Here is a 10,747-nt window from a genome sequence, read left to right as displayed (position 1 = left end):
CGGCAAATAACACGTATGGAGAAGACCACGCGGGACCTGCATCACAACGCTGAAAAGAGCCAGGAAAACAATGTTGCAAGCGATCTATTCGTGAACTACTTTGTTTCCTGGCAACACCCATGTTGAGCGTCACGGACCCCACCCGGCCGTCGCAGCCACCGCCCATGGAACGGCAACGGCATTGAGATTTCAGGAGAAGACATGCTCGACATCACCCAGGAAAGCACCGCGCCCGCCCCGCTTCAGCGCGTTGGCGATGAACCGCTGACGGTGCTCTGCACCCTGCTCTCGCGCGCCGACAACACCCCCCTGCACCAGCGGCGCAAAGGCCCGCTGCAGATGCTCGACCTGTATGGCGAAGTGCTCGGCGATCCGGCCAGCACCCCCAATGCCTTCGAAGCACAGCCCAACCTCAACTTCGAGAAATGGACCGAATACTGGCGCAAGACCCACGGCCCGCGCTTCACCCATGCGCTGCCGATCCAGGCCGACGGCCGCCACCCGCTGCTGCGCTATGACCAGATCCACCGGGTCAGCGCCGGCCCGTCCAGCCTGCGCCCGCTGCCGTACCTGCCGCCGCTGGACGCGGACGGCCGGCTGTTCGACACGGTGATCGGCCATGTGCCCGAGCACGAGCGCCCGGAATGGGACGGCATCGCCTACCTCGGCTTCGCCAACACCGATGCCCTGCAGGTCACCTTCGGTCATGAGGAAATCACCCGGGCGATCCTGCCCGAGGACCAGGTGATCTTCCGCGAGCTGTGCCCGATCCTCTGCCGGCAGCACATCGTCATCCCCAACCCGACGTCGAGGGAATCGATCCTGCTGATCAGCCTGGTGCGCCGCGCACCCGCGCTGGGCCGCGAACAGTTCCAGCAGCGCTGGCTGCACGACTACGCGCCTCGCCTGCTGGCCCAGCCCGCGACCCAGCGCCTGGTACGACGCTACGTGCAGTTGCACAACATCGGTCCGGTGGACGCCGACCAGCCGCTGTACCACGAGGTGGGCAAGGACATCGACGGCGTCGCCATCACCGCCTTCGCCACCATCACCGACCTGGAGGAGTTCCTCGGCGACCCGCAGATCGCCGCGCTGCTCCACGACCAGGCGCAACTGATCGACCCACAGCAGCATGAGTACTGGACCGCCCTGGCCTTCCAGGTGGTCAATCAACTGCCCGCGGAAACCCGCACCGCCACCCCCGGCCCTGCCCGCCAGGCCGCCGAGGCACACGCTGAAGCAGCCAGCTGATCGCCCCCATCCCCTTATGGAACAAGTGGAGATGCACCCATGCCCAATGAATGGTCACCTTCCTCCTGGCGTGAAAAGAATGCCCTGCATTTGCCCGAATACGCCGACCCCGAGCGCCTCGCCGCCGTCGAGGCGCAACTGAGCGACAGCGTGCCGCTGGTCCTGGCCTCGGAGATCCGCTCGCTGAAGTCGCGCCTCGCCCAGGTCGCGCGGGGCAAGGCGTTTCTCCTGCAAGGCGGCGACTGCGCCGAATCCTTCGCCGAATTCAGCCCGGGGGGCGTGCGCGACCTGTTCCGGGTGTTCCTGCAGATGTCCACGGTGCTGGCCTTCAGCACCGGGGTGCCGGTGGTCAAGGTCGGGCGTATCGCCGGGCAGTTCGCCAAGCCGCGCAGCTCCCCGGTGGAAACCATCGATGGCGTGACCTTGCCCAGCTACCTCGGCGATATCATCAACTCGATCGAGTTCACCGAGCAGGCGCGCCGCCCCGATCCCGAGCGGATCCTGCAGGCCTACCATCAGGCCAACGCGACCATGAACCTGCTGCGCGCCCTGGGCCGCAGCGGTTTTTCAGACATGCGCCACGTGCAGCAGTGGAACACCCGCTTCATTGCCGGTGCGCCGGAGGGACGGCGCTACCAGGTGATCGGCCGGCGCATCGAGGAAGCCCTGGCCTTCATGAACGCCTGCGGGGTCTCGCCGGAATCGGTCCAGGCCCTGCGCGAAACCGAACTGTTCACCAGCCACGACGCACTGCTGCTGAACTACGAGGAAGCCTTCACCCGCCTCGACTACACCAGCGACGAATGGTACGACTGCTCGGCGCACATGCTGTGGATCGGCGAACGCACGCGGGGCATCGACGATGCCCATGTGGAGTTCCTCAAGGGTGTGCAGAACCCGGTCGGCCTCAAGTGCGGCCCCACCCTGCAGGAACAGGACCTGCTGCGCCTGATCGACGCACTGAACCCGCAGAACGAGGCCGGGCGCTTGACCCTGATCGTGCGCATGGGCGCCGATGTCCTCGCCGAACGCCTGCCGCAACTGGTGCGCGCGGTCAAACGCGAAGGCCACGACGTGATCTGGTCGGTCGACCCGATGCACGCCAATACCATCAAGTCCAGCAGCGGCTACAAGACCCGGCGCTTCGCCTCGGTGATCACTGAAGTCGAGCGCTTCTTCGATGTGCACCACGCCGAAGGCACCCATGCCGGCGGCGTGCACCTGGAAATGACCGGCGCCGACGTCACCGAGTGCACCGGCGGCGGCCAGCGCATCTGCGACGACGACCTGAGCAACCGCTACCACACCCACTGCGACCCGCGCCTGAACGCAACCCAGGCCCTGGAGCTGGCGTTCCTGATCGCCGAGAAACTGAAGGTCGAGCAGCCCGCCCGACCCAACCTGGAACTGGCTCTCTAGCGACGCGCCCGCCGGCAACAAAAAAGCCCATCCGACGCCCGTCGGATGGGCTTTTCAATACCCCGCTCAGACCTCCGTGAGCATGGCCTCGCGGTCGAAACGGCGAATCTCCGCCAGACGATTTTCCAGCACCTTGTTGGGCCATTGCGGATCCGCCAGCAACATCCGCCCCAGGGCCACCAGGTCCACCGCGCCGGACTGCAGCTGACCGAGCACCGGCGTCAGGTCCCCCTGCCCGGCGTCCGCGCTTTCGTTGCCGCGCAGCTGGGCGATCGAGTACACCTTGTCCAGCCCGACACTGCCCACCATCACCACCGGCTTGCCGCTCAGACGCCGGGTCCAGGCCGCCAGGCTGTCGCTGCTGCCGGCGAAGGCCGGCTCCCAGCAACGTCGGGTACTGACATCGAAGATATCGACACCGGCGTCCACCAGGATCTGCAGAAACACCTTCAACTGCTCGGCGTCCTCGACGATCCGGGCATCGTAGTCGCTGATCTTCCACTGGGAGAAACGGAACAGGATCGGGAAGCCGGGGCCCGTCGCCTCGCGCACCGCCCGCACGATGCGCGCGGCAAGCCGGGTGCGGTTGGCCAGCGAGCCGCCGTACTCATCGTCGCGCTGGTTGCTCCGCTGCCAGATGAAACTGTCGATCAGGTACTCGTGGGCGCCGTGGATCTCCACGCCGTCGAAGCCGATGGCCTGGGCGTCCCGGGCCGCCTGGGCGTAGGCCTCGACCACCTCGTCGATATCCGCCAGGGTCATCGCCTTGACCACCACTTCGCCGCCTTCCCTGATCTCCATCGGGCCATAGCCCGGCACCTGGGGCGCCGGCGCCATGCCCAGGCGACGAATCGGCCCGACGTGCCACAACTGCGGGACGATCCGCGCGCCCGCCTTGTGCACCGCGGCCACCACCGATTTCCAGCCCTCCAGGGCCTGGTCGCCGAACAGGTCGGGCACATGGTTGTAGCCATGGGCGGCCGGATGGCCGATGCAGGTCCCTTCGGTGACGATCAGCCCCACGCCGCCTTCGGCCCGGCGCCGGTAATAGGCGACCGATTGCTCGCCGGGTATGCCCCCGGGTGAACGCTGGCGGGTCATGGGTGACATGACGATGCGGTTTCTCAGGGTATGCGCGCCGAAGGCGATGGGGTTGAACAGCACCTGGTGCTGAGGGTCGTGCGCTTGACTCATGATCTGCTCCTGAACGGATTCGCGGGAATGAAACGGCACCGCAAGTGGCCGCTCACGCGGTGCTGGCCAGGAATCCGCCATCGATACGCAGGTTCGCGCCATTGATATAGGCCGCCTTCGGGCTGGACACGAAAGCGACCAGGTCGGCCACTTCATGGGGGCGTCCCAGGCGCCCCACCAGGGTCGGCGAAATCTCCGTGGCGATCTTGCTCTCGATCGCCTGCCAGTCCCCTTCCCAGGCATTTTTCTGCGCCACCGACTGCCAGTGCTGCTCCGCGGCCGGGGTCAGCACATCGCCAGGGCTGATGCAGTTGGAGGTGACGCCCGTGCCGCCGAACTCCTTGGCGAAGGTGACCGCCAGGCTCACGCAGGCGGCCTTGGTCGCCGCGTAGGCACCGAAGTTGGCGAACGGACGGGTCGCGGCGATGCTGCCCAGGGTGATGATCCGGCCCCAGCCGCGATCGATCATGGCCGGCGCCAGCAAGCGCACCAGGCGGATCGCCGAGCCGACGTTCTGGTCATACAGCTTCAGCCAGTCGTTGGCCTCGCTGTCCAGCACCGGTGTGGGGGGAAACGCGCCGGCATTGGCGACCAGGATATCGATGCCACCGAAGGCCGCCAGCGCCACCTCGGCCACATCGCGCGCCTGCTCGTCGCTGACCAGGTCGCCACAGGCCAGTGCGGCCTTGCCGCCGGCCTCGCGGATGGCGCTCACCACGGCCTCACTCTCCGGCCGTCGCCGACCATGCACCACCACCTCGACCCCTTCGGCGGCCAGCGTCAGGGCAATCGCCCTGCCGATGCCGCTGTTGCTGCCGGTGACCAACGCTCGTTTACCCGCCAGTTGCAAATCCATTTATTCACCTCGACGATTGGTAGTCCCACGATTTCAGTTGTGCACAGGCGCCCCGCCACTGCTGTCGACCTTCACCGTCAGCGCGCACAGCAACGCACACAGCGCCGTCAGCGCGGCGATCAACAACAGCACCGCACTGAACGACTGTTGATAGACCGCCGACAGCAGTTGCCCCAGGACTTGCCTGTCGGCGCTGGCGGCCTGCTCCAGCAGCGAACCCAGTTGACCGCTGGCGACCTGGCCGGCCCACTCGCCGAGCCGCGCCGGGTCGAGCAGGGCCTGCTCGCTGGCCAGTTGGCGCAGGCCGGACGCTGTGTAGCCCACCAGCAAGGCACCGATGATGGCGATGGCGACGGCTTCGCCGGCCACGCGCATGGTGGTGAAGATCCCCGCGGCCATCCCGGCGCGCTCCTTGGGCACAACGCTCATGGACAGGCCGTCCATCAATCCCCACGGCAAGCCGCTGCCGATGCCGATGACCAGCATCGCCGGGACGACGCTCCAGACATCCGCGCCCGCCTCCAGGGTGAACGCCAGCCAGCACTCGCCCAGCGCGGCCAGGAGCAGACCGGCACCGCACAGGTGGCCGGGGGCGATGTGGCGCGACAGGGCGCCCGCCAGCAACGGCACGATCAGCATGGGCGCGGTCAGCGGCAGGATGGCCAGGCCGACCCGGGTCTCGTCGTAGCCCTGGATGCCGATGAACCAGATCGGCAGGTACACCAGCAAGGCGACAAAGCAGAACCCGGTGGAGATGGGCAGCAGCTGCACCCCGATAAAGCGCGGGTAGCGGAACAGGCTGAGATCGAGCATGGCCGCGCGGGACTTGAGCTCGACCAGGACGAACAGCGCCAGCAGCCCGGCGCTGCCCAGCAGCAGGCCGATCACCAGCGGGTGCTCCCAGCCCTTTTCCGGCCCCGAGACGATCCCGAGGGTCAGCGCGCCGAGGGCCAGGGTGAACAACGCGATGCCCCACCAGTCGATGCCCTTGGCGTTGGTATCGCGGGACTCGTTGACCTTCTGGAAACTGAACAGGAAGACCAGCAGCGACGCCAGGGCGATCCCGAAGAACAGCGAGCGCCAGCCCAGGTGGGCAATCAGCACGCCAACCAGCATCGGCCCGAATGCCAGGCCGATGCCGAATGAGGTGCCGAGGAAACTGAAGGCGCGCAAACGCAGGTGATCGTCGAACTCCTGGGCGATCAGCGCCGAGGCCGAGGTCAGCGTCAGCGCCCCGGCAATCCCTTCGATACCGCGCAGCACATTGAGAACGCCGATGCTCGGAGCAAGGCCGATCAACAGCGAGGTGAGGAAAAACAGCAGCAGACCCGAGATGAAGCATCGCTTGCGACCGAATCGGTCCGCCAGCGCCCCGCCCGCCATCACGCAACTGCCGAAGGCGACGTTGTAGGCATTGACCACCCCGCCCAGCTCCAGCAGCGAGCCACCCAGGTCACGGGCGATCATCGGCGTGGCGATTGCCGGGCCGGTGAAGACGATGGGGATGATGATGCCGGCTGCGCACAGCGGGAGGAGCACGGAGTAGCGGTTCTTCAGGACTGGGTGAATGTGTTCTTCATGGAGCTCTTGCGAAATGCCCATTTAGTCATGCCCTCGACTCAAAAAAATCCTCTCGACCCCTGCCGGTCATCCCGGTCGCTGGTCGGTACACCAGAAAGAAGCGGATTTTTATGCTCTCACGCTGATAGATCGCATGCAACCTAAATAATCGAAGCAATAGGCACGGCATAACGACGCCGCTGGGCGCGCAGACATGAGTCTCGGGAAAGTTTGGCGAAGGAAATGCGGAAACAAAAAAAGCGGCCAATGGCCGCTTTCTTTGTAGCTTCCGGGTGTTCAGTGGGCCCTGGAAGCTCGATATGGCGCAGCGGACGGGACTCGAACCCGCGACCCCCGGCGTGACAGGCCGGTATTCTAACCGACTGAACTACCGCTGCGTATCGCACGAACTTGCGTTCGTTTGAAACTGGGATCTGGCCTGAAGGCTTCGGTGCCTTCGGACCTCAAACCGCTCATCGAGCGATCTGGAGAAAAGTGGCGCAGCGGACGGGACTCGAACCCGCGACCCCCGGCGTGACAGGCCGGTATTCTAACCGACTGAACTACCGCTGCGCATGTGGACTTGCGTCCTGTTCCTCTCTGGTAGACCGTTTCTTTCGAAGCGATCCGGGTCAGGAACAATCTCAGGAAGTGGTGGGTGATGACGGGATCGAACCGCCGACCCTCTGCTTGTAAGGCAGATGCTCTCCCGGCTGAGCTAATCACCCTTCGTAACTTACGTCCCATCGCGTCACGTTGTTGCTGTTTCGCTTTGTTTCGTTTGCTTCGCTGAGGCCGCGAAATTTACGCAGGTAACGAACCTAAGTCAATACCCCCATTGAAGTTTTTTTCAAAAAGGGCAAAAAAAGCGTTTTCCCCGTATCCCTCTCGACCGCGAGCGGTAGCACAAACTTGCCGTTTCACAACCACGAACCGCCAGAAACTCCGGCGGTTACTGGTAGATCATCTTCTTGGTCATGCCGCCGTCGACGACGAACTCCTGGCCGGTGACGAACCCGGCATTCTTCGACAGCAACCAGGACACCGCCGCCGCCACGTCTTCCACCGTCCCTACCCTGCCCGCCGGATGCTGGGCATGGTCGGCCTCGCTGAGGGGTTCGGCACGCCGTACGGAAGGATCACGGGCATCGATCCAGCCGGGACTGACCGCATTGACCCGGATCTCCGGGCCCAGGCTCATGGCCAGGGCATGGGTCAGCGCCAGCAGGCCGCCCTTGCTCGCCGCGTAGGCCTCGGTATCCGGTTCGGACTGACCCGCACGGGTCGAGGTCAGGTTGACGATGGCCCCGCAATGCGCGCGCAGGTAAGGCGCGCAATGCTTGGCCAGGAGCATCGGTCCGCCCAGGTTGACCGCCAGCACGCGATTCCAGTGCTGCAGGCTGAGGCTTTCCAGGGTGGTGTTGTGCGGATCGGCGATCGCCGCGTTGCACACCAGTGCATCGAGGCGACCGAACTGGCCGAGGACTTCGGCCACGCCGAGGGTCACCTGGACCTCGTCGGAGACATCCATGCCGACGAACCAGGCGTTGTCGCCCAGCACCTTGGCGACCTTGCTTCCGCGCACGCGGTCAAGGTCGGTCAGCACCACCTGCCAGCCCTCGGCGATCAACCAGGCGGCGATGCCCAGGCCGATGCCGCGAGCGGCGCCGGTGACCAGCGCCACGCGGCCGTTATGGCTGCTCTCGGCAACCGACCAGTCGATCACAGCGCGGCCAGCCCGCGAGCGAGGTCGGCCTTGAGGTCGGCCACGTCTTCCAGACCCACGGCAACGCGGATCAGGCTGTCGCGGATGCCGGCGGCTTCACGCTCCTGCGGCGACAGACGGCCGTGGGAGGTGGTGCCCGGGTGGGTGATGGTGGTCTTGCTGTCACCCAGGTTGGCGGTGATCGAGATCAGCCGGGTGGCGTCGATGAAGCGCCACGCGCCCTCCTTGCCACCCTTGACCTCGAAGCTCACCACCGCGCCGAAGCCCTTCATCTGGCGCTTGGCCAGGTCGTGCTGCGGATGGCTTTCCAGCCCGGCGTAGTGAACCTTCTCGATGCCGTCCTGCTGCTCCAGCCACTCGGCCAGTTCCTGGGCATTGGCGCAGTGCGCGCGCATGCGCAGGTTCAGCGTCTCCAGACCCTTGAGGAAGACCCAGGCGTTGAACGGGCTCAGCGACGGACCGGCGGTACGGATGAAGCCGACCACTTCCTTCATCTGCTCGCTGCGACCGGCGACCACGCCACCCATGCAACGGCCCTGGCCGTCGATGAACTTGGTCGCCGAGTGCACGACGATGTCCGCGCCCAGTTGCAGCGGCTGCTGCAGGGCCGGGGTGCTGAAGCAGTTGTCCACCACCAGCTGGGCGCCCTTGGCGTGGGCGATTTCCGCCAGCGCGGCGATGTCCACCAGTTCGGCCAGCGGATTGGACGGCGACTCGACGAACAGCAGCTTGGTATTGGCCTTGATCGCCTGCTCCCAGGCGTTCAGATCGGCCAGCGGCACGTAGTCGACCTGCACGCCGAAGCGCTTGAAGTACTTCTCGAACAGGCTGATGGTCGAACCGAACACGCTCTGCGAGACCAGCACATGGTCGCCAGCGCTGCACAGGGCCATGACCGTGGCGAGGATCGCGGCCATGCCGGTGGAAGTCGCCACCGCCTGCTCGGCGCCCTCCAGGGCGGCGATGCGCTCCTCGAAAGCCCGCACGGTGGGGTTGGTGTAGCGTGAATAGACGTTGCCTGGAACCTCGCCGGCGAACCGCGCCGCGGCATCGGCCGCGGTACGGAACACGTAGCTGGAGGTGAAGAACAGCGGATCGCTGTGCTCACCTTCCGGCGTGCGATGCTGGCCGGCGCGTACCGCCAGCGTATCGAAAGCGACCCCTTCGAGGTCGCTGTCCAGGCGCCCGGCATCCCATTCCTGTGTCATGCCGCTGCTCCCTTTATCAGTTGTTGTGTAGGTCGATGATCGCGCTGACCGCCTGGTTCTTGGCCTTGGCGAGGTCGTTGCGCGCTCGCTCGATGCGCTCCAGGTAGGCAGCGTCGACGTCGCCGGTGACGTACTGGCCGTCGAATACCGCGCAGTCGAAGTGCTCGATCTTGATCTTGCCGCCGCCAACCGCTTCGATCAGGTCCGGCAGGTCCTGGTAGACCAGCCAGTCGGCGCCGATCAGGTCGGCGACATCCTGGGTGCTGCGGTTGTGCGCGATGAGCTCGTGGGCGCTCGGCATGTCGATGCCGTAGACGTTGGGGAAGCGCACGGCCGGAGCGGCCGAGCAGAAGTACACGTTCTTCGCGCCGGCTTCACGGGCCATCTGGATGATCTGCTTGCAGGTGGTGCCGCGGACGATGGAGTCGTCCACCAGCATCACGTTCTTGCCGCGGAATTCCAGCTCGATGGCGTTGAGCTTCTGGCGCACGGATTTCTTCCGCGCGGCCTGGCCCGGCATGATGAAGGTACGGCCGATGTAGCGGTTCTTGACGAAGCCTTCGCGGAACTTCACGCCCAGGTGGTTGGCCAGTTCCAGGGCCGCGGTGCGGCTGGTGTCCGGGATCGGGATGACCACGTCGATGTCGTGGTCCGGACGCTCGCGCTGGATCTTCTCGGCCAGCTTCTCGCCCATGCGCAGACGCGCCTTGTACACCGAGACGCCGTCGATGATCGAGTCGGGACGGGCCAGGTAGACGTGCTCGAAGATGCACGGCGAGAGTTTCGGGTTGGTCGCGCACTGACGGGTGTGCAGCTTGCCTTCCTCGGTGATGTACACCGCTTCGCCCGGCGCCAGGTCGCGGATCAGGGTGAAGCCGAGGACGTCCAGGGACACGCTTTCGGAAGCGATCATGTACTCGACGCCTTCGTCGGTGTGACGCTGGCCGAAGACGATCGGGCGGATACCGTTGGGGTCGCGGAAGCCGACGATGCCGTAGCCGGTGATCATCGCCACCACGGCATAGCCGCCGACGCAGCGGTTGTGCACATCGGCGACCGCGGCGAACACGTCTTCCTCGGTCGGTTGCAGCTTGCCGCGCACCGCCAGCTCATGGGCGAAGACGTTGAGCAGGACTTCCGAGTCGGAGTTGGTGTTGACGTGGCGCAGGTCGGACTCGTAGATCTCCTTGGCCAACTGCTCGACGTTGGTCAGGTTGCCGTTGTGCGCCAGGGTGATGCCATACGGCGAGTTGACGTAGAACGGCTGGGCTTCGGCCGAGGTCGAGCTGCCCGCGGTTGGATAGCGCACGTGGCCGATGCCCATGTGGCCGACCAGGCGCTGCATATGGCGCTGCTGGAAGACGTCACGGACCAGGCCGTTGTCCTTGCGCAGGAATAACCGGCCATCATGGCTGGTCACAATACCGGCAGCGTCCTGGCCGCGGTGCTGGAGGACGGTTAGCGCGTCATACAGCGCCTGATTGACGTTCGACTTACCGACGATACCGACGATGCCACACATGCGACGCAACC

General features: G+C 65.5%; 8 protein-coding genes and 3 tRNA genes. 2 read left to right on the top strand and 9 right to left on the bottom strand.

Annotation, left to right across the window (positions count from 1 at the left end):
• Positions 1–201: 201 nt before the first annotated feature.
• Together CHB99_RS16325 and CHB99_RS16320 are read left to right on the top strand one after the other, a co-directional pair.
• A complete protein-coding gene (locus CHB99_RS16325; RefSeq protein ID WP_042122209.1) occupies positions 202–1,251 on the top strand; it encodes an EthD domain-containing protein in 1,050 nt (349 codons plus the stop codon).
• Positions 1,252–1,290: 39 nt separating this feature from the next.
• The gene (locus CHB99_RS16320) at positions 1,291–2,670 is read left to right on the top strand and encodes a class II 3-deoxy-7-phosphoheptulonate synthase (RefSeq protein ID WP_042122210.1); all 1,380 of its coding nucleotides are present in this window, start codon (positions 1,291–1,293) and stop codon (positions 2,668–2,670) included.
• 66 nt (positions 2,671–2,736) lie between these two features.
• Here CHB99_RS16320 and CHB99_RS16315 read toward each other — a convergent pair whose 3' ends face one another.
• The 9 genes from CHB99_RS16315 to purF form a co-directional block, all read right to left on the bottom strand.
• Entirely contained in the window at positions 2,737–3,864 is a 1,128-nt protein-coding gene (locus CHB99_RS16315) for an NADH:flavin oxidoreductase (protein ID WP_042122211.1), read from the bottom strand.
• 52 nt (positions 3,865–3,916) lie between these two features.
• On the bottom strand, positions 3,917–4,720 hold the full coding sequence (locus tag CHB99_RS16310) for an SDR family NAD(P)-dependent oxidoreductase (protein WP_042122213.1): 804 nt from the start codon (positions 4,718–4,720) through the stop codon (positions 3,917–3,919).
• A gap of 33 nt (positions 4,721–4,753) precedes the next feature.
• Positions 4,754–6,322, bottom strand: a complete 1,569-nt coding sequence (locus tag CHB99_RS16305; RefSeq protein WP_042122214.1) for an MFS transporter — start codon at positions 6,320–6,322, stop codon at positions 4,754–4,756.
• 279 nt (positions 6,323–6,601) lie between these two features.
• Positions 6,602–6,678, bottom strand: a tRNA-Asp gene (locus CHB99_RS16300).
• 98 nt (positions 6,679–6,776) lie between these two features.
• Positions 6,777–6,853, bottom strand: a tRNA-Asp gene (locus tag CHB99_RS16295).
• 79 nt (positions 6,854–6,932) lie between these two features.
• Positions 6,933–7,008, bottom strand: a tRNA-Val gene (locus CHB99_RS16290).
• A gap of 224 nt (positions 7,009–7,232) precedes the next feature.
• Positions 7,233–8,006 carry an SDR family oxidoreductase gene (locus tag CHB99_RS16285; protein WP_042122215.1) on the bottom strand — a complete coding sequence of 258 codons (774 nt, stop codon included), beginning with the start codon at positions 8,004–8,006 and terminating at the stop codon, positions 7,233–7,235.
• A complete protein-coding gene (locus CHB99_RS16280; RefSeq protein ID WP_042122216.1) occupies positions 8,003–9,214 on the bottom strand; it encodes an O-succinylhomoserine sulfhydrylase in 1,212 nt (403 codons plus the stop codon). The genes CHB99_RS16285 and CHB99_RS16280 overlap by 4 nt, the downstream gene beginning before the upstream one ends.
• Before the next feature lie 16 nt (positions 9,215–9,230).
• Positions 9,231–10,736 carry an amidophosphoribosyltransferase gene (gene purF / locus CHB99_RS16275; protein WP_042122218.1) on the bottom strand — a complete coding sequence of 502 codons (1,506 nt, stop codon included), beginning with the start codon at positions 10,734–10,736 and terminating at the stop codon, positions 9,231–9,233.
• Positions 10,737–10,747: the final 11 nt, after the last annotated feature.

Source organism: Pseudomonas japonica (genome assembly GCF_900188455.1).
Taxonomy (GTDB): domain Bacteria; phylum Pseudomonadota; class Gammaproteobacteria; order Pseudomonadales; family Pseudomonadaceae; genus Aquipseudomonas; species Aquipseudomonas japonica.
This window is presented reverse-complemented; position numbering and strand designations above follow the sequence as displayed.

Bases quoted from the DNA above. Each gene is read 5' to 3' on its own strand.
- CHB99_RS16325 (WP_042122209.1), top strand. From the start codon at position 202: ATGCTCGACATCACCCAGGAAAGCACCGCGCCCGCCCCGCTTCAGCGC.
- CHB99_RS16310 (WP_042122213.1), bottom strand. From the start codon at position 4,720: ATGGATTTGCAACTGGCGGGTAAACGAGCGTTGGTCACCGGCAGCAAC.
- CHB99_RS16320 (WP_042122210.1), top strand. From the start codon at position 1,291: ATGCCCAATGAATGGTCACCTTCCTCCTGGCGTGAAAAGAATGCCCTG.
- purF (WP_042122218.1), bottom strand. From the start codon at position 10,736: ATGTGTGGCATCGTCGGTATCGTCGGTAAGTCGAACGTCAATCAGGCG.
- CHB99_RS16280 (WP_042122216.1), bottom strand. From the start codon at position 9,214: ATGACACAGGAATGGGATGCCGGGCGCCTGGACAGCGACCTCGAAGGG.
- CHB99_RS16315 (WP_042122211.1), bottom strand. From the start codon at position 3,864: ATGAGTCAAGCGCACGACCCTCAGCACCAGGTGCTGTTCAACCCCATC.
- CHB99_RS16305 (WP_042122214.1), bottom strand. From the start codon at position 6,322: ATGGGCATTTCGCAAGAGCTCCATGAAGAACACATTCACCCAGTCCTG.